The sequence below is a fragment of the Pseudomonadota bacterium genome (genome assembly GCA_039033415.1).
Lineage (GTDB): Bacteria > Pseudomonadota > Gammaproteobacteria > Xanthomonadales > SZUA-38 > JANQOZ01.
This window is the reverse complement of record JBCCCR010000030.1, coordinates 1-17,043: the sequence shown is the minus strand read 5'-3', so window position 1 is coordinate 17,043 and position 17,043 is coordinate 1. Positions and strand designations below refer to the sequence as shown.

Sequence of the window (17,043 nt, the reverse complement as noted above, 5' to 3'; positions counted from 1 at the left end):
TTGCCGTGTTGAACGCCCCGAGTTACAACTGGCTTACCCGGCTCGCCTAGGTCTGGCGGCACGCGCTTAATCCGATTATGGTTGAGGTGGGCGGCAGTTCGACGCTTGCCAGTGCGCGGTCGGCTGACGACGTTCTTTTTTGATTGAGGGTGTGATTATGAACAGGCGCGACATGATGATTTTGACAGGTTCCATGGCTGTGGGCCTGGGCGCTTCGACCGAGATCCTGGCGGAGTCCGAGGTGCCTGCGGGGTTCAAGGGTCCTTACATCGATCTCACCACACCCAAAGGAAACGTTAACGCAGCGGTACGGATTGACGCCAATCTCGACGAAAGCAAGCAGAAATGGGCCAGCGTCAGCGGCGTGGTATGCGGCGTACGCGACGGTGGAGCGCTGCAGGACCTGTTTGGTTTCGAGGTGGTCTCGGTGGCCCGCGCCTGGGCGCAGCCTGACGGCAGCTACCGCGTTCCGCATCGGGAAGCCATTTTCTATACGGACCTAAGAACTGGAGACGTCCTTCGCACCTGGAAAAACCACTACATCGACGAAGAGGTTGAGGTGGTCGACGTGATCAACGATCCGTGGAATCACTCATTCGCGGAAGAGGTAAAACGTTTCGAGCCCAATTACGGCGGACTCAACAAACCCAAGCCCAAGCCGCCGATTCCGTTCAGCAACGGCTTTTTTGATGCGGGTAACGGCATGGTGCAGAAGCGCCGGCACATCAATCTCTATTACCCGGCGGCCCTGCAGCCGGACAAGTGGCCGCGTGAAAGCGCGGGAAAGATGAACCGGGTCAGCGAATTTTTTACCACCTCCGCAAAGCTTGCGGATCTGCAGAATCCGGAGATGACCTCGGTGCACATCACCGGATCATGGTCGCGCGTGACCCCTTGGCTCCCCTGGATGCTGATGGGGCAGGCGCCCGGGCACATTGTTTACCACTCGACGTTTCATTCATTTGATTCGCTGGACGGTTTTAAGCCCAAGGTCCTGGCGCATGCGGAGAAACACCATCCGAAAATGCTGGAGGCGCCGCCGAGAGACGAGTGGGACAAGCCCAACCTCTCGAGCCTTGAGGTCTACGCTAAAACGCAGAAGCCGAAGCCGCCGAAAACCTGAGGCGGGCAGCGGCTTTTCGCTGCCCTTAGCTGCGACTACAGGCCTGTCGGCCATCGGTGCCGACGGCCACCCCAACCGTTACTGTGCTGCATTCCCAGACACGTTGTGGAAATATGTGTAGGCGAATTTATCTTTACGTAAAGATAAACTTGACTTAATATCTTTATATGAAGATAAAAAAGCTGGCGGTTTCTCATTCCCTCTCTTCGCTCGTAGCAGGACTCGGATTTCTGGTGGTCTTCTGCGTGGGTATGATCGGCTGCTCAACTAACAGCGAGTCGCCTGGAGAGGCCTCCAAACCACTCACGCGCCTCTCTGATCGCACCGCATCGCTGGAAAGTGGCGGAACATACCGCTACGACCGCGGAATTCTTTCGGTACCGGAGAACCGCGGTCGTCAAAGTGCTCGTAGCATTGACCTGGAGTTTCATCGCCTGCCGTGGACTGGAGAAGGTAGTGGAAACGTGCCGCCGATCTTTGTCCTCAAGGGTGGTCCAGGCTTCGAGGGGCTCGAGGACGATCTGGCCCGTGTCGGCTACTACGAATTCTTCCTTGAGCGATACACCCGCCTCGCTGACGTTGTCGTGGTTGGGCAGCGCGGCTTTGGCAATAGCGGGCCGCTACCCTGCCCCGATCTGCCTGCGGTCTCGATTGATCAGGTTGATAGCGCCCGGGAACGTCAAGCGCGTCTGCGCACGGGCATGCAGGTGTGCCGCCGCCTCTACGAAGACCAGGGCGTCGATCTATCCGGTTACAACGTTGTGGAGATGGCGCACGACGTGGCAGCGGTGGCCAGTGCTTTGGGCTATGAAGATATCCAGCTTGTCGGCAACAGCTTCGGATCCCACTGGGGCATGGCCATACTGCGTGAGTATCCGCAGCTTGTCAGCAGGGTGACCTTTAGCGCGCTGGAGGGCCCCGACCACACCTTCGACCACCCGCTCGAAGTGGATGCTGCCCTGAGGCGTATCGCTGACGCGGCACGGCCGGACCCGGGGCAAAACGATCAGCCGGCAACGCCAAACCTCCTCGATCGGTTCCGTGGCGTCGTAAGCACAGCAGAGTTGTCGCCGATGCCCGTCCAATGGCAGCCTGATGAAGAAAGCCCCGCTCAGGAGATCCTTTTGGACGGAGATGCGCTGCGGCTGCTGAGCCGAGGATACTCCCGCGGAACAACCTGGCGTCATTTGCTGCCGGCCTGGCCACAGGATCTCGAAACGATGATTGAGGGCAACTTTTACGGTGGTGTCCGAAGGCTCACTCGCTGGTGGCTCAGCAACGAAATGGATAGCGCGGCCTACTTTTCCGCGGAGTGTGGCTCCGGAATTAGCGCCAAAAGAGCTGCTGACATTGCTGCCAGCACCGGAGCCAGCGCTTCGTCGGTTAACGAGCTGCTGGCGGACGGGCACTGTGACGCGTGGCCGTCCGACCTTGGCCCCGATTTCCGGGAGCCGTTTGAAACCGATACGCCCGCTCTTCTGATCCACGGAGACTGGGATACCTCAACCCCCATCGAAAACGCGGCGGTCGTGCGATCCATGTTCAGCAACCATCACTTTGTGGTGATTCGCGGTGGTTCGCACGGCGCGTGGCGAGAGGCTGAGGAGAGTGCTCCCGAATTCCAGCAGGCGGTGCTAGCCTGGATCGCGACTGGGAGTGCCGAGCGATTGCCGAAGTCTCTCTCACTGCCACCGCTGACGTTTTTGCCAGCGGGGCAGAACCTCGACTGATTTCTCTTGCTGGAAATGGACTGACCATGTCGCGAAATGCCCCAAACGATGCCGATGTGATCGACCTGCTGCGAAGCCAGTGGAAATCTCAGTTGCCACACCTGAATACCGAGGCGATGGAGGTGGTGGGGCGTATTACGCTGCTCGCGAGCCGCTGGGAGGCTGAGCTACAACGAGCCCTCAAACCCTTTGCGCTGAGCTACACCGACTTCGACATCATCGCCACGCTCAGGCGGAGCGGCACACCTTACGAGCTAACGCCGACGGAGCTCCTGGAATCGGTGGTGCTGACCTCCGGTGCCATGACCACGGCCCTTACCCGCTTGGAAAATGCCGGTTTGCTGAGTCGAACGCCCGATCCGAGCGACGGTCGGGTGCGTCGAGCCAAACTGACTCGATCCGGTGCAGCGCTGGCGGCAAAGGCGGCGCGTGTCAGGTTCAACGTCGCCGCGGAACAGGTCACCGAACTGACCAAAAAAGATCAGCGAATCTTGGTCGACCTGCTGAGAAAAATGGTCCAAGCCTGACCGTACGCTCGGCGCACGCGAGCGAAAGGACTTTCTAATCGCTGGAGATTTTCTGTCGCAGGTCTTTCACCCGGCGGCGACTGACCGGATATTCGATGCCCGAACGAAGCTTGGCTCGGTACTGACTGCCCGGCAGTGACTGGATGGATTCGATGGTCGAGAGCCTCAGAATATGCGAACGGTGAACGCGAACAAAGTCCTCGGGTAGCACTTTTTCCAGCGCGTCGAGACCTTTCTCGTGAAGCCTTGAGCTGCTGTCGGACAGCATGATCTCAGCGTAGTCGCCGGCACCGTGAATCGACGTAATGCGCTCGGCTTCAATCACCTCCAGCCGACCGCGATGACGAACCGTCAGCCTCGCAGCCGGTGACCTTGCGGCAGCGGTGAGCCGATCAAGCGCTGTTGCCAGGCGCGCCTGATTAAACGGCTTGGGAACAAAATCGACCACGCCCCACTCGAAGGCTTCCACGGCACGGTCAACGTTGGCTGAAATCACGATCGTCTCCGCAGCGCTGGCTACGGCCTCTGCGAGCAGCTGAAAGCCGTCGTTCCCCTGCAGGTTCAGGTCTAGAAGCACCACGTCAGCTGAATTCTCCGCAAGGCCTGCCAGGGCTTCCGGCAGACTGCTGAAATGCTGCGTTGTGGCCTGCGGTCTGACCGCTTTGGTGAGACGCTCGATCCGCTGCGCGATCAGCGGCTCGTCTTCAATGATCGCAATTTTCACGCGGCAGCTCCAGGCGCGTTACCCACGCATCCATGGTGTTCTCAACCACCATATTGGCCCGCCCGCCGAAGACCTCTTCAAGCCGGGCCGTGATGTAGCTCTCCCCAAGCCCTCCTCCGACGTGCTCCTGGTTGTCCCCGCGCGGCGCGTGGAATTCGAGATGGTGCCCTTGCTTGCTTGTGCCGATTTTGAGCAAGAAATTTACGCCTGCGATAAAGCGGTTGTGTGTCAGCGCATTCTCGATCAGCGTATGAAGCACGACAGGCGGGAGGCGAAGCTCCTTACCGTCAAGACCGCTATCCTCGATCTCCAGCGACAGCGGCACGTTGTAGCGCAGCGACATCACATCAAGGTGAGCACTGCACAGCGCAATCTCCTCAGCCAGAGACACCGTTGCCTGCCGACTGAGCTGACTCATCATCCGAAACTCTTCTCCCAGCGCGTCGATCATCCGGCTTGCGCGCTCCGGGTCGGTTTCGATCAACTCCTCGAGTGTTGCCAGGGTGTTCAGGAGAAAATGGGGCTGGAGATGCCGTTTCGCGTAGTCCAGCTCCAGACGTGTCGCCTTTAGCTCAGCAGCTTCTCGCTGGGCTCGCTCGCGGAAATAGGCGCGCAGATGGTCGACAAAAAACAGCAGCAAAATGACGGCCAGCCCAAGATAAAAGAAGAGGTCCAGAAAAACGGTTTGACTCAAAACCAGCAGCAGGCCGAAGGCAAGAAACGCTACTAGAGCAATCCCTGCCGAAGGCCGCCTTCGCCGAATCCCATGGGCGGCGGCAATGCCTCCCCCGAGCGTCGCCAGCGCGAAGTTGAGCAGAGAGATCTCATCTCCGCCATTCGCAAACAGCACCAGCACCCCGGCTATGGCGATGTAACTGGCAAGCCATGGCCACGCAGCGCGATCGGGCACAAAGCGTCGGAAGCTGAAGCCCAGCAGGCCAAGGCCAGCTAGCCCGGCAGCAGCGCCAATCGCAGCGAGCCGAAGGGAGTGAAGCGGATAAGGGTAATTCACGAAGGCGCGCGAGGTCTCCGCGGTTAGCTGCAATAGCGCACCGAGCGTTGCCAGTGCGAGCCAGGCCGTTGCGGCATCGCGACCTCGTACTGCCAGACCGATTAACAAGAGTAACGCGAGAGCCAGAGAGCCCCCAACGACCTGAGCCGGCAGATAGCCAGCTCGCGAAAAACGCAGCGGATCACCGTAAGGTCCGATAAAGACGGCATCCACCGGCGTTCGGACTCGCGGCCCGGCGTTGTGAGACGACCAGCGTACAGCCAGGGTGTGCAGGCCTTCGGCAGGCGCTGGCAGCGGCAGCACAAAGGCAATCGTGCCCGGTACCTCGCTCTGTTGATCATCGGCGGGTCGGCCATTGTGTCCGAGGAGCTGTCCGTCCCAGTGAATCTCCGCCGACGCTGCGGCAAACAGATAGAGCCCCAGCGGCTGGTTCGACGCGCGCAAGGCTTCGGGAATCTCGATGCTGGACCGCATCCACCAGCTTTCCCGCCGATCGACCTGTGCCCAAGAAACCATCTCCCAGTCGGCGTCGTCCAGCTCCCGTGCGGCCCAGCTGGGGTCGTTGCCGAAGCGAACCTTGACCTCACCGATGCCGGCGAGTGGCTCACGGGCGCAGCCGGCCAACGCCAGGGCCCATAGAAGAACAGCGATCCGCATGGTGGGATTATGCCAGCCGCGCAGGCGGCTCCGCGCGGTGCAATGAGCCGTTGGGCGAGCTGAATGAGCACTTCGGCGTGGTTCCCGTTTTTTGCCCTCAAAACACCGGGCAGGGCGGGTTAGGGTGCCCAAACCCAACGAAAGACGGAGTTCTCTATGCGCCGCTTAGCTCGCTCGACTGGTCTCATGCTTTTGCTTCTGACTTTCCAGGCGCCAGCTTTGGAATTCCAGAGCAAGCCCTACACCTTTGAATCGAAGGGTAAAACGGGCGCCGTAGTCGAAGCCGAGTGGGGTGAGCTGGAGGTGCCTTTGCGGCACAACAAGCCTGACGGCGAGCAGCTGACCCTGGCGTTCGTTCGCTTTCCCTCGACCAATCCCAAGCCGGGGCACCCGATTGTCTACCTCGCCGGCGGCCCCGGAGGTTCGGGTATCGGTACAGCCAAAGGGCGGCGTTTTCCGCTCTTCATGGCGCTTCGCGAAGTGGCTGACGTTATTGCCCTGGATCAGCGCGGAACGGGCGCGTCGTCCTCCGGGCCGGCCTGCCGCTACCCGGAAGCGCCCGACCTGAGCCAACCGGATTCTCGCGAAAACGTGGTCGCCTACGTGCAGTCTACGGCTCGTTACTGCCTCGACTGGTGGGCAGAACAGAAGGTCGATATTGATGCATTCACCACGCGGGAAAGCGCTCGTGACCTGGAACTGCTGCGGCGAGCGCTAGGCGCCGAAAAACTGAATCTTTGGGGAATCAGCTACGGGACACATCTCGCCCTGGACGCTTTCCGGGTGCTTGGCCCCGACCGCATCCATCGTGCCGTACTGGCGAGCCCGGAGGGATTGACCCAAACCGTCAAGCTACCTGGCTACTCGGACCGCTACTTCGAAAGGGTGGCGGAGCTGGCCAAGGACCAATACCCGGATTTTCTCAAGGTCCTGCGCGGGCAGATGCAGCGGCTTGCCGACAAACCCGAGACCTTGACGCTGTCACCTTCGGGCGCCCCTGATCTGGTCACCATGACGATCGGCGCCCAGAGCTACCGGATGCTGATCGCGTTTGCGATGGTAAAAAACCCCGGCAACGTGGCTGGCCTTCCGCAAATGGTCTACGGAGTCGAAGCACAGGGGATGCAAATGCTGGTGCCTTTCATCCAGCAAATGTTCGCCGAACCGATGACGCTGCGACCGATGAGTTTTGCGATGGACGTCGCGTCCGGCATCAGCCCGGAAAGGCAGGCGCTGGTGGCGAGCCAGGCAGAAAACGCTGTACTCGGTGACGTGATGAATTTCCCAATGCCCCATGTATTGGGGGTGCCGGGTCTGCCGGACCTGGGAGAGGACTTTCGCACCGAGGTCGAGAGCCCGATCGAAACACTGGTACTCACAGGAACGCTGGATGGCCGCACGTTCCCGGAGGCGCACGCCGAGATCCTGGCCGGGCTTTCCAGCGGGCGTCAGATCATCGTAGAAAACGCCGGCCACGACCTGTTTATGGCCAGTCAGGAAGTTCAAGACGCGGTGATTCGCTTCTTTGCAGACGGCACGATCAGCGCTCCGAAAATCGACATCCCTCCACCGGCGTTTCGGTGACCCTGCAATAGCCCTGCAGGCCGACCGATCCTAGTGCAACCTGGAGGCAGGCTTATGCAACCAGGGTGACAGATCAGGGGGCGTAACTCTGGCAAGCTAAACGGCATTCCACGGAGCGGGAGTGCGGCTTATGTCAGGAAAAAATATCTTTTTTGCGGTCATCTGCGGTTTTTGGCTCATCTGCGAAACGGGTACTGCCGCAACGCCACCAGACCTGTCGGGGCTGACAGCGCTGCAATCATCTGACAAGTCAGGCGGAGACGCTGAGCTGACGCGGCACACGCTGCAGACGCTCCCCTATCGGCAGGGGCGGATTACCCTTACCGAACCCCTGGTCCTTCAGTTCTTAGCGCCGCAGACGCGCTTTGTTGCGCAGCTGGACGATCCGGCTGGCGACTCGATCTACGCGATTGAAGCCTTTCGCGGACCGGAATCGCTCGCGCTTGAGCGTTTTGCCTTGGGTGACCAGAAGCTGCCCAGCGTCAGGCCCGCGCCAGACGGCATGCTCTCCCTGAGCACTAGGCAACCTTTTGACCGGGTGGAAATCCGAGAGATCCACGGTCGAGCTTTGAGCGATCCGGAGTACGTCGAGGCGCTCTATGCTGGGAATCCGTCGCAGAAAGGCGGGGGCAACACCGATGCGCTGATCTGTCAGGTCCCGCTGGGACTCACCTACAATGTCGCCTTCGGAGTTGCGCTCGTCGCGTTCGACCCCCTTACGGTGACCGCCGCAAACGCCGCTGCCTACACGTCGAATCTGGGCCTGAAGTTCTGCAAAACGGTGATCGAGCCGCCGGCGGATATCGTGCGCTCGGTCGTACCCGGCCAGTGCGTGAAGAATTTTCTGCAGCCGCACATGGTGGCGGAGTACGAAAACGCCCTGGGCGTGCCTCTGAAATTTGAATACAACTGGGGCCAGCTCGGTACGCCGATTGTCTACCATCACAATACCGAGGTGGAGGTGAGCCTCCAGTTCGATTCACCCCCCGCACCCAGCGTCGAAAACTTCAGCCTTCGCGCCCTGCTGACCGATTCGTCGCTCGACGGTACCGACGCCATCTATCGCGAGTGTGACGACAAGAACGGCACGAAGCGCTTCAGTCAGCTGGAGTCGGGGGTCGGCCCAAGCTACGAGTGCCCGTACGTAGTCAATCGCGAGCTGGCGGTACCGGTCGGCGAGAATACGCTGGTGTGGCGTGCCAACGCCAAGATGGGTCTGCTGGACCTATTCTCCCCGCTGATACCCGGCGTACCCACCGGCGCCAAGGTGCCGTACTACAAGTCGATTCTGCTGCGCGTTGCGCAGGAAGCGCTGCTAATCACCAGCGACTTCTTCCTCGGCGGCTGGCGCTGGGGCAATACCAGCGTGGCGTTTCAAACGGTCACGATCATCGACGACCGACCGCCGCAGATCCTTCCGGAACCGGAAAATGCCGCCATGCTCGAAGGGCGGATCACCGCCATACTGATCAACGACGAGCTGCGGGTGCAGATTGAGGCGGACGAGCCAGGTGGCGTTTCAACTCGCCGCTACGAGCCGCTGCTGAAGCAGCTTTACCGAGTGTTCGATCCCTGCGATCGCCCGGTGACGTTCACGGCGGCGTATCCGAATGATGCGCGGCGCACCTTCTGGCCGGTCAGCACGCAGGCGCAGGACCAGAGCTTTACCATCACCTGGACCGCTGAGGACCTCGGACCCAACAACAACGGCATTCCCAACCAAACGCCGGCCACCATGCGGGTTGAGGTGGTGGATATTCGCCCGCCGGCGCTGCTGCCGCCGCCGGATATTGTCGAGATCACGGAGCAAACCGTGAGCGAGCTGGGTCAGCCGCTGGTGTTCGACTTTGTCGACTTAGATCCGCTGATCACCAACAACGCCAACCTGCCGCTGGAGCAGGGTTTGACCGAAGTGACCTGGACTGCCACCGACGCCTCCGGCAACAGCACAACGGCAGTGCAGCTTGTGAATCTCAAGGCCAGCAACGCTGATCCCACCGCGGATGCTCAGACCGGCGCTAATCGGGAGGAGGCCGTTTCGTTTGAGCCGACCACGCTGCGCCTGACCGGCAGCGACCCGGACGGTGACCCGCTGCGCTTTTTTGTGGAGCAGTATCCCGAGAACGGGTTCTTTGTGGCCCCGCTTTATCCTTATTTTGTCGAAGACTTTCGCGTTGCCCGAAACGTGCCGACCGGAGACCTTTTCGACCAATTCTGCGACCCGGCCAATTCCGAACAGGACTTCCAGATCAAGTATCCGGTGGAGCCGAGCTTTATCGACGTATCCGAAGACGGCAGGACGTTCGTGATGGACCGCGGCCGAATCGACTGCCGCGGTGGTGGGACGGCCAGCCGCAGGCCGCGAATCGCGGTGTTTCCGGCGGGTTTTGACCCGGACGGCAGCGAGTCCCCGCTGGCGATCCAGACGGCGGAGCCCGCGGATCTTGTGGTTGATGAGTTCACCCAGCTGATTGTTGTCACCACCAACTCCAGCGGCGGTGACGCTTTTGTTCGGACCTACGACCTTGCGCTCAACGAGGTGCAGGCTTACGACCTGGACGACGTAGACGATCGCGCCACCGGGACCTGCACCAACTTTGGCACGAATAATTTTTGCGAGATTCGCGAGGCCCGCAGCGCGGTGGTCGACGCCAACGGCGTGCTCTACGTGATGGACGAAAAGGGGAGGATCTACGCCCTGGAACTGGTTGACGACACTACCTCGGCCACCCAATTCATTGACTACCTGTCGGACGACGTAACCAACAACAGCAATACAAACGTCTCGTCGCGCGCGCTGGCGCTGGACGCTGACGGGTTTGTCTACGCAACCCGCAACAACCGTATCTACAAGTACGGACCCTCCTGGGTGGATGCTGACGGGCTGGTTCAGATTGGTGAACCGATCGGCTGGCTGGGACGTTGCGACGTAGACCTGGCGCCCGGGCAGGATGCGGTCTGCGACGTGACCAACCGCCGCAGCCTGGGTTTTTCCTGCACGGACGCAACCTGCATTATCGATGATGCCATCACCCAGGAAGAAAAGGACTTCTGCGGCCTGACCTTCTCCAACCTGGGCAACTTCGGCTGCCGGCCGGGCCAGTTTCGCAGCCCCCAGGGGCTGGACATCGATCCGCGAGGCAACATCTACGTCGCGGATACGGCCAACCAGCGCATCCAGCGCTTTACGCCGGAGGGGTTTTTCGCTGGCGAAGCGGAGTCGGAGTGTGATGGCAGCTGTTTTGTCCTGGGTGACTTCGGCAATCCGCAGGATATCTCGGTCAACTCCGGCCGCTTCTACATCCTGGACCCGAGCACCAACCTGCTGCACATATCGCTGCTCACGCCGTTTACCGACCAGGGTCCGGATTTTGCTGAATTGGTCTATCAGTCGAACAACGACTTTGGCGCACTGAACCCGGCCGAATCGGTGGATCAGTTTACCTTCAGCGTCAGCGACGGCGTACGCGACCCCGACAGCGGTCAGCCGGCCCGCACCGCGCCCGCCACGGTGGAGATTGCGGTGCGCCGAAACTTCCGGCCGCCGACCGCAACGCCCGGCATCAGCGCCGTTGCTTTAGAGGATGTTGAGACGCCGATTATGCTGGACGGCGCGGAGCTGGATCCGCTGGACGTGCTCACCTTCAACCTGATCGACCCGCCGTCCAACGGCAGCGTGATTGTCGTCGGTGACGAGGCGCGCTACCTGTCCGACCCCAACTATGTCGGGCCAGATAGTTTCACCTTCGCTGCTTTCGACGGCCTGGATGAATCGGCGCCGGAACGAGTGGAGGTTGACGTCCTGAACGTGAACGATCCGCCGGTAGTCAGCCCTTTGGATGACGCGCAGGTGAGCACTGGCTTTACCTTTACTCTGCGTCATGATTTTGATGATCCGGACGCTAAAGATTTGCACGGCCTGGCCATCAACTGGGGTGACGGCACTGCGTCACCGGAAGGCGAGATCGACATGAATGGCCAGCTGACCGGTCCGATCCTGGACGAGGGTGACGTTGGACCCGGCCGGATCACCGCTGAGCATGTTTACACCGCGCCGGGCAGCTATACGCTGGAGGTTTGCGTCACCGACCAGATGGTGGGCTCGGGTTCCAGCAAGGTCCCTACGGCGCAGTCCACCACCGGATGCGCCGAGGCGACGGTGACCGTGATCGACGGTTTGGACCTCCAGCTTTCGAGCTCGCCCTCAAGCGACGCCGCACTGCCCGGCCAGATTGTCGGCTATGAGTTTTCCGTTGAGAACCTGGCGCCGAGCGCCGGTGCTGGGCAGATGGCCACCGGCGTGGAGATGACCATCGACGTTGCGCCGGAGTTTGAGCTCAGCTCCATCGCCGCCGCTGGGTGTCAGCGCAGCGGTCGGCAGCTGCGCTGCGCCTTGGCTGACCTGGGGCCCGGGGCAACGGCCGCGGTCAACGTTAGCGCCCGAGTGCCCTTCGATGTCGATCTTGGCCTGCGCCTTCGGACCGACGTGCGGGTGACCCAGGATCAGTCGGATCAGACGCCAGACAACACGCTCGCCCAGATCACGCCGGTCTTAAGGCCAGCCGATCTTCAGGTGGGCAGTACTGAAGAAGCGCTAACCGACAAAGGTGACGTTAATGCCGGTGACGGCCTATGTGCCAGCGAAGACGGCGTCTGCACGCTGCGGGCCGCCATCGAAGAGGCCAACGCGCTGCCAGGCCAGCAGTCGATTGCGCTGGGCAGCGGCACCTATCAGGTCGGGGAGACCGCACCACTGAATGTCACCGACAGCCTGACGCTGCTTGGCAATGGCGCTGAGCGTACGATCATTTTTGGTGGCGCCGGCTTCACGGCGCTGGTCAACGAGGCCGGCGCAACCCTGCGCCTGGAAGATCTGACGATCAGCAGCGAAGGCGGCGGCCTCAGCGCGCGGGGAGACCTGTTTACGCGGGGGGTCCGATTTACCGCCAACCGGGTTAACGGCTCTTTTGGCGCCGCCGTTTTTGCGGACGCGAATGTCGATCTTCGTGACACCACCTTCGATGGCAACCAGACGTCCGCCGACGGTGCGGCGCTCTTTAATATCTCGGGCACCAGCTATCTGGAGAACGTCACCGTGGTAGGCAACCGCGGTGGAGGCCTGGTGTTCAATAACGACGCGACCCTGGTCAACCTGACGATCACCGGCAACAGCGGCGGATGCTGCTGGGTGACAACGTCCGCCGCTCTGAACGCCTTCGGGTCCGGCACGGAGGTGACCCTGGTCAACTCGATGCTGGCAGGTAACTCGCCCTCCGCGGACTTTTTTGCTGGGCCCGATTCGCCGCCAAACTGTGTTACGGCCGACGGTGGCAGCATCGTGTCGTTGGGCAATAACCTGCTTGGCGATCTAGCGGGCTGTGAGCTGTCGCCGCTGCCCAGCGATATTCTCGCCGAAGATGCGGACCTGAATCCCATTGGGCCCAACGGCGTTCTTGTGCCGACGCTGAATCCGCGGATCACCTCGCTGCTGGTGGATGGTGGTGATGCCGCCAGCTGCCCCGCCGGCGATGCCCGAGGCGTGACACGGCCGGAGGATGGCAACGGCGACGGGAGTGCCGCGTGTGATATCGGCGCGGTGGAGCTCAGAGTGGACGGGCTGTTTGCCTCGGGTTTTGAGTCGCAGTAAAGCGGCTCGGTCGTCGGCCGAGGACTTAGGACTCGAAGCTGTTTCGGAATATCGTGTCGGTCACTGGGTCCAGCTCCAAAGCACCGATGTCGGGGCTGGGGCCACGCTCCCGCCCAAGGATGTCGTCAAATGGTGCGGTCGCTGGGTCGGCCGCATCCACACCAGCCGTGCCCGGTGCGGGTGTGCCGTAGCGACTGACAAGCGACTCGAACACTTCTCTGATTGTGCTGGAGCCGTCGGTAAAGGTCGTCCCGTTCCAGGTGGGCGGCACGAGACCACTCTGATCGGCGAACTGCGGATCGGCAACGATGGCGTTAGCGTCGTCGCTGAAGCGCAGGTCCTGACCGTTATCCTCGGGGATGGGGTTCGCGCCGTTGAAGTATAGGTTGTTGTCCAGCGTAGCTGCTGCCGTGTCACCGGCAGGCGCGTCGAACAGGTCGACACCGCTAAATCCCTCCGTGCCCATTGTCCCGGTGGGGTCCGCGTAAATGTTGTTGGTAAATGTCAGATTCTCGTTGGCCGGATTGGCGCCGGAGGCCAGCAGCCGGCCGGCAAAGCTGCGCGCTGCCATATCGCCCACCAGCGTGTTGTTGCGGAAAACCAGGTCGCGAGAGCCCTGGACGGTTAGCGGGGAGCGCATTAGATCGGTGCTGTTGCCGATCATCAGGTTGTTTTCCACCAGCAGGTCGCGAGCCTCAAAATTGGACGTCCCGTCTTCACCGAAGCGCAGAAAACTTTGTCCTGCGTTGCCTAGCCAATTCGCAAACACGTTGCGGCGGACCGTGACGTCTTGGGTGCCCACCACCGTATCGCTGCTGCCGTTGGAGTCTTTGACGACCACGTAAGAGCTGGTGCCGTTATCCACGCTGTTGAAGAACACGTTGTCTTCGATGACCACATCGATCACGCTGTTGACGTCCATGTGCTCGTCGGAACCAAACTGGTTGTAGAACAGGTTGCCGATCACCCGCACCCGCTCGGCGCCGTTGTTGATTTTAAGCAGGTCGTTGTTGGTGCTGTCGTGGATAATGTTGTTGCGAAACGTAATGTCTGACACAACCGGATCATTGCCGCCATCGCTGCCGTTCACCGCGCCGAGCAGATCCTGAACCTGCACCACCAGCCCGCCGGTATTGCCCGGCGCATGGGCAATGTCGAATCCTTCGATCACGAGGTTGCGGCCAGTGAACACCACGAGGGCCGCACCGCTGTTGTGCCGAAGCTGTGCCTGGTAGGGCAGCTCTGATCGCACCGTGACGGGCTGGTCAAACTGCCGGCGCAGGGATTGCCGCCCATTGTAGAGGCCAGGCCGAACGAGAATTGTGTCGCCCCCGACCGCGTTGTCCACCGCGTGGGTCAGGCTAGCCCAGGGGTTGCCGATGGTGCCGTCACCGGTTTGATCGCTGCCGTCTGCAGCTACATAGCGTAACCCGCCCGCGAGGACAGACGCGCTCAAAAACAAGAGCGTGACCGCACAAAGGCATCGACACACAAGCCGAGGATTCATCACCAACACTCTCCCAAAACGACCCAGGACACTAGCACCGCAGCTACGCGAAAACTGCGAACTCTGTCGGGCACTCCAGTCAATACAGGTTCACCGTGACGTGATGCGTCAGGTGCGTCCGATCCATGTGTTATCGGTCTGTCGTAAGGAGAGTTTAAGAACGCCGCCAGCCACAAGCGTCCTTCGTAGTCGGTTTGCCTTCGTTTGAGGGTCGGCGCCGCAGCGACGCCGACCCCGGAGATTCAGCGCACGAAGCAGGTTCCTGTGAAGCCGGCCTCGGCTTTTTCGAGGGGCGTCGCGAGACGCCAGCTGCTGACGCCGGCATGATCTCCCAGCAGGCCGGCGTTGAAGTCCGCCAGCACCGCTGCAACGTCGGGCGAAAGGCTACCCCCCTGTCCGCCGCACAGAACGCCGAGCCAGTCATAGTGCTGGAGAGGACTGCAGCGCAGCCAGACCAGGTTGGTAGAAAGTTCGAGCGCCTGCGAGCCGACAACGTCAAACGCCGTTGAGGACAGCCTGGTTCTGTCGCTGAGGGAGCAAGACTTGAGACCAACTATCTCCTGCTCGAAACCGTTCGCAAACAGCCGGTCGTCCGTAAACAGCAGCGTGGCGGACGCTGGATTTCCTCGCACGTAGCTACCGAGGAGGAGATCTAGGGTCAAGGTTTCGTCACCTTCCGTCAGATCGTCAAGCGCTGCGGTAAAGCCTAGCTCACGACTGGCCGACCCTGCTGGCAAGGTAATGGTTCCGAAAGCCTGCAGGGTGCCGCCGTCGTCGACTGCGAAGTCGCTGTTGCTAACGGTTGAGCTCGCGCTGATCTCTGCGTTGATGGTCAGCGCTAGATCGATGTTTCCGCCGGTACGATCCACGCTGACTATCCCGGCGGGGCCGCCCTCGGCGGCCTGCTGCTGAACGACGCTAACGCTGACGACCGGTGGGTCGTCTGCCAGGAGTGCGCTTCCGCTGCTGGGTGTACCGACAACGTAACTACCTGAGTTAATCGACAGATCGAGCTGTTCATCGGACTCCAAGCGGTTGTCCAGCACCGGCGTTAGCGTGACGTCGCGGCTAGCGCTTGCGCCAGGAATCGAGACTGTCTGAAACGCCGACAACGTACCGCCATCGTCAGCGCTCAGATCAAAACCACCGCCGGTGAGGCTGACGGTTGTCGTCGGTTCGATGTTGACATTCACTGTGAGGGCCTGATTGATGTTGCCTCCGGTGCGGGCGAAGCGGAAGACGATCACATCCTGGCCCGCTTCGTCTGCAATGTCGTCGATCGCTTCCAGCGTCACGGTCGGCGGATCGTCGGCCAGCGTGGCGCTACCGCTGCTGGGAGCGCCGATGTTGTAGCTTCCAGGGGCGATGGACAAATCGAGCTGCTCGACGGACTCAATTCGATTGTCGAGTACCGGCGTATAGGTCAGATCACGGCTCGCATTGCCGCTTGAGATGGTGATCCGCTGAAAAGTTGCGAGGGTGCCACCGTCGTCGCCGCTCAGATCGAAGGCGCCGCCGGTGAGGGTCACGGTTGTGGTCGACTCGATGTTAACGCTGACGTCGAGGTTTTGATTAACGTTGCCGCCGGTACGGCCGAAGCGGAACACCATCACGTCTTGACCGGCCTCGTCCGCGCTGTTGTCGATCGCTTCCAGGGTGACAACGGGTGGGTCGTCGGCCAGGGTGGCGCTTGCGCTGTTCTGTGAGCCGATATTGTAGCTCCCGGAATCCAGTGACAGGTCCAGTTGTTCGACGGGTTCAATCCGATTATCCAGTACCGGTGTAAACGTCAGGTCTCGGCTCGGATTGCCACCGAAGATGGTAATCCGCTGAAAGGTCGCCAGGGTGCCACCGTCGTCTCCCGAAAGATCGAAGGCCGCGCCAGTAAGGGTCACCGTTGTGGTTGGTTCGATGTTGACGTTGACGTCAAGATTCTGGTTTACGTTGCCGCCGGTACGGCCGAAGCGGAACACCAAGACGTCCTGCCCGGCCTCGTCCGCCGTGGTATCGGTTGCTTCAAGCGTCACCACCGGTGGGTCGTCTTCGATGACGATGCTTCCGCTGGTCGACGAGCCGACGCTGTATCCAGTGCCGGCTTCCAGAGAAACGTCGAATTGCTCCTGCCCCTCAACCAGGTTGTCCAGGGCGGCGGTAAACACAATGTCCACGGTGTCCTGACCGCTGAAGAAACTGACCCGTTCAAGAACGGCCAGCTCGCCGCCGTCGCTGTAGCTGAAATCGTTGACCGAGGCCGTGCCGCTGATCGATACGTTCACCGTTAGACTGCCAGCGGTCGTATTTCGCGTCACGCGAATGGTCCCGCTTTCCTGACCAAGCTCATTGGCAGTCGGGTCCGTGGCCGATAAGTTAACCTCGACCGAGCCTCCGAAGGCCAGCGCCGGCAGCAGCAGAAGCAAGGTGGTGAAAGTAGCTCGGATGATCATCGCGTCGTCTCCCTGTAAGCGGCTGATACAGGGAAGAGCATGTGTCCGGAGGCGCCATATTGCTTGATGGAAGTTTGACGGACTTGTT

Annotated in this window: 9 protein-coding genes; 5 read left to right on the top strand and 4 right to left on the bottom strand. The window is 60.9% G+C overall.

Annotated features, from left to right (window positions below; translation table 11 throughout):
- Window positions 1–172: 172 nt before the first annotated feature.
- The 3 genes from AAF358_21105 to AAF358_21095 all read left to right on the top strand — a co-directional run bounded on the left by AAF358_21105 (window position 173) and on the right by AAF358_21095 (window position 3,380).
- Window positions 173–1,123 carry a DUF1838 family protein gene (locus AAF358_21105; protein ID MEM7708064.1) on the top strand — a complete coding sequence of 317 codons (951 nt, stop codon included), beginning with the start codon at window positions 173–175 and terminating at the stop codon, window positions 1,121–1,123.
- 167 nt (window positions 1,124–1,290) lie between these two features.
- Window positions 1,291–2,853 (top strand): alpha/beta hydrolase, encoded by a 1,563-nt coding sequence (locus AAF358_21100; protein ID MEM7708063.1) that lies wholly within the window; start codon window positions 1,291–1,293, stop codon window positions 2,851–2,853.
- 26 nt (window positions 2,854–2,879) lie between these two features.
- Entirely contained in the window at window positions 2,880–3,380 is a 501-nt protein-coding gene (locus AAF358_21095; GenBank protein ID MEM7708062.1) for a MarR family transcriptional regulator, read from the top strand.
- Window positions 3,381–3,414: 34 nt separating this feature from the next.
- Here AAF358_21095 and AAF358_21090 read toward each other — a convergent pair whose 3' ends face one another.
- Together AAF358_21090 and AAF358_21085 are read right to left on the bottom strand one after the other, a co-directional pair.
- A complete protein-coding gene (locus tag AAF358_21090; protein MEM7708061.1) occupies window positions 3,415–4,104 on the bottom strand; it encodes a LytTR family DNA-binding domain-containing protein in 690 nt (229 codons plus the stop codon).
- The gene (locus tag AAF358_21085; GenBank protein ID MEM7708060.1) at window positions 4,085–5,773 is read right to left on the bottom strand and encodes a histidine kinase; all 1,689 of its coding nucleotides are present in this window, start codon (window positions 5,771–5,773) and stop codon (window positions 4,085–4,087) included. The genes AAF358_21090 and AAF358_21085 overlap by 20 nt, the downstream gene beginning before the upstream one ends.
- Before the next feature lie 219 nt (window positions 5,774–5,992).
- On the opposite strand from AAF358_21085, the gene AAF358_21080 reads away from it, so the two are divergent.
- Together AAF358_21080 and AAF358_21075 are read left to right on the top strand one after the other, a co-directional pair.
- Window positions 5,993–7,357: an alpha/beta fold hydrolase gene (locus AAF358_21080; protein MEM7708059.1), complete on the top strand. Its 1,365-nt coding sequence runs from the start codon at window positions 5,993–5,995 to the stop codon at window positions 7,355–7,357.
- Window positions 7,358–7,487: 130 nt separating this feature from the next.
- Complete coding sequence (locus AAF358_21075) at window positions 7,488–13,004, top strand: choice-of-anchor Q domain-containing protein (GenBank protein MEM7708058.1); 5,517 nt, start codon at window positions 7,488–7,490, stop codon at window positions 13,002–13,004.
- A gap of 25 nt (window positions 13,005–13,029) precedes the next feature.
- On the opposite strand, the gene AAF358_21070 is transcribed toward AAF358_21075, so the two are convergent.
- Together AAF358_21070 and AAF358_21065 are read right to left on the bottom strand one after the other, a co-directional pair.
- Entirely contained in the window at window positions 13,030–14,511 is a 1,482-nt protein-coding gene (locus AAF358_21070) for a hypothetical protein (GenBank protein ID MEM7708057.1), read from the bottom strand.
- Between the two features lie 242 nt (window positions 14,512–14,753).
- On the bottom strand, window positions 14,754–16,955 hold the full coding sequence (locus AAF358_21065; GenBank protein MEM7708056.1) for a hypothetical protein: 2,202 nt from the start codon (window positions 16,953–16,955) through the stop codon (window positions 14,754–14,756).
- Window positions 16,956–17,043: the final 88 nt, after the last annotated feature.

Bases quoted from the DNA above. Each gene is read 5' to 3' on its own strand.
- AAF358_21070 (MEM7708057.1), bottom strand. From the start codon at position 14,511: ATGAATCCTCGGCTTGTGTGTCGATGCCTTTGTGCGGTCACGCTCTTG.
- AAF358_21065 (MEM7708056.1), bottom strand. From the start codon at position 16,955: ATGATCATCCGAGCTACTTTCACCACCTTGCTTCTGCTGCTGCCGGCG.
- AAF358_21085 (MEM7708060.1), bottom strand. From the start codon at position 5,773: ATGCGGATCGCTGTTCTTCTATGGGCCCTGGCGTTGGCCGGCTGCGCC.
- AAF358_21095 (MEM7708062.1), top strand. From the start codon at position 2,880: ATGTCGCGAAATGCCCCAAACGATGCCGATGTGATCGACCTGCTGCGA.
- AAF358_21105 (MEM7708064.1), top strand. From the start codon at position 173: ATGATGATTTTGACAGGTTCCATGGCTGTGGGCCTGGGCGCTTCGACC.
- AAF358_21100 (MEM7708063.1), top strand. From the start codon at position 1,291: ATGAAGATAAAAAAGCTGGCGGTTTCTCATTCCCTCTCTTCGCTCGTA.
- AAF358_21075 (MEM7708058.1), top strand. From the start codon at position 7,488: ATGTCAGGAAAAAATATCTTTTTTGCGGTCATCTGCGGTTTTTGGCTC.